A 2010-nucleotide genomic window follows, 5' to 3' on the forward strand; every position below is an offset into this window, starting at 1 on the left:
CGCTGATTCGGTCACCGACGGCAGCAGCGCAATTTTGCCAACATGCTCTTTCTTTAAAAATTCGCGTTGTGCCAGTTCAATCTGGTCGAGCGTGAAATTGCGGGCCAACAGCGGACGAAAGTCATTGTGCTCGATGTAGCAGATCAGGTTTGGAAAGACCGCCTCGGCCCATGCCGTGCAGCCGAGCAGGCGCAGGTTTTTCAGGTACAACACGCGCAGGTCGAGCGTGACCATAGGGCCCGCAATGGCGCCCGATGTCACATGGCAGCCACCCCGCTTGAGCAGCGTCAGCAGTTCCGGGAAAGCGCTGCCCGCCACGTTGTCAACCACCACATCAACCGCTTCAGCGCCCAGGCAGGCCAGCACGTTGTCAGCCCGATCCAGCACCCGGTCGGCACCAATGGCCCGTAGCTGTGCCATTTTGCTGCCTGAGGTGATGGCGGTCACCACAGCGCCACGGCGCTTTGCCAACAGCACCGTGGCCACGCCAACGCCACCCGAGGCGCCCGTGACCAGCACATGCTGATGCGCACTGACACCGGCGTGGTGAAGCATGTTTTCGGCGGTACCAAAAGCGCAGGGAATGATGCCCAGCTCGGCATCAGACCAGTCGCAGTGCACGGCAAACACTTCCGAGGCCGGCACCTTGAGGTATTGGGCAAAGGCGCCGTCCAGGTCGGAGCCCAGCCAGACGTTGTCCCAACTGTCGAAGCCGTGGGGCCGCATACAGGGCCGCACCAGCACGCGCTGGCCTATCAGGCTGCGATCCAGCCCGGCTGCCAAAGCCACCACCCGGCCACAGCAGTCGGTGCCTTGAATGAAGGGGAACGGGCTGGGGCCTTGCCAGCCGCTGTTGGCGTGGCTGCTTTGTTCTGTTGCCGGGGCGGCCGCCAGCTTGTCGGTTGCCCCGGTGACCGCCGCGTCGTACCAGCCCAGGCGGGTGTTGATGTCAGTGTTGTTGACGCTCGATGCCAGCACCTGTAGCAGCACCTCGCCCGGCCCGAGTTGTGGCACCGGCACCTGCATGGGCACCAGTTGCTCGAAGCCGCCCCGACCTGTGGTGACGATAGCCGTCATCAGGGCTTGTCCGGGGGCGGCTTTGAAGCGTTCGGGAGCCAGGGTTTTAGGTGTGTCGTGCATGATGGCCTGTGATGGTAAACCCAATGACGCGTTGACGAAGTGCTGGGCTAATATGCTGATTTTCAAAACCCGCAAGATATCGTCTGATTGCACCCGATGCACTCCAAAAACCACCAGCAAGCACACCATCAAAAGCCCGCACCCACTGCGGGTGACCCGCTGACATGGACGCGCCAGCCCTGAACCCCCGCACGCCAGCCAAGGCCGATGCCGCGTTTGATTTTTCGCTGCTGCAGCAGTCGGTCGCGCGCGGCGGCAGCCGCAACCGGCGTGCCCTGTGGTGGTTGGTGGGTTTGCTGGCACTGTTGCTGGGCTCGGTGGTGACGCTGATGCTGTACCTGAACAACTTTGAAGAAGAAGAAGCGGCGCGCCGCCGTGCTGCCGATGCCCAGTGGCTCGAGCAAAGCGTGCAGTTTCACTTTCGCCGCCTGGAAGACGATTTGCTGGTGCTGTCGCGCCGGGCGCTGCTGCAAGGCGCGGGCGTGGCTGGCCTGGTACCGGATCAGGCACCCGAGCTGAAACAGCGCGACCTGAATACGGGTTTGCTGTGGCGTGAACCCGGCGTGATCCTGTCGAGCGGCTGGATTGGTGCCGGCCAGCTGAGCGACCCGCGCGTTGGCCCCGAGCGCTGGCCGATCGACTGGGATGCTCATCCCGACAATGCAGCCGCGCTGGCCCTGATGCAAAGCACCAGCCAGGGCTTGCGCCGCGCCGCCTACGCCGGCTTGATGTTGCGCCGCGACGGCACGGCGACCGATGTGGTCTGGCTGGCCGTGCCTTTTTTTGATCGCGGCCAGTTTGCCGGCAACTATCTGGTGGCGGTGTCCCTGAACCAGGCGCTGCGGGCTTTGCTGCCCAGCTGGTTCATGC

The 2010-nt window shown here is 63.6% G+C and carries 2 protein-coding genes; one reads left to right on the forward strand and one right to left on the reverse strand.

The annotated features are described in order from the left end of the window. Window positions 1-1140, reverse strand: a 1140-nt coding sequence (locus IBX54_RS14775) for a zinc-binding dehydrogenase (RefSeq protein WP_296543409.1), incomplete at its 3' end; no start/stop codon positions are given. Between the two features lie 164 nt (window positions 1141-1304). Here IBX54_RS14775 and IBX54_RS14780 point away from each other — a divergent pair. Further along, window positions 1305-2010 (forward strand): hypothetical protein (locus IBX54_RS14780; protein WP_296543410.1); only part of this gene is annotated, 706 nt, incomplete at its 3' end.

Source organism: Rhodoferax sp. (genome assembly GCF_014859475.1).
Classification (GTDB): domain Bacteria; phylum Pseudomonadota; class Gammaproteobacteria; order Burkholderiales; family Burkholderiaceae_C; genus Rhodoferax.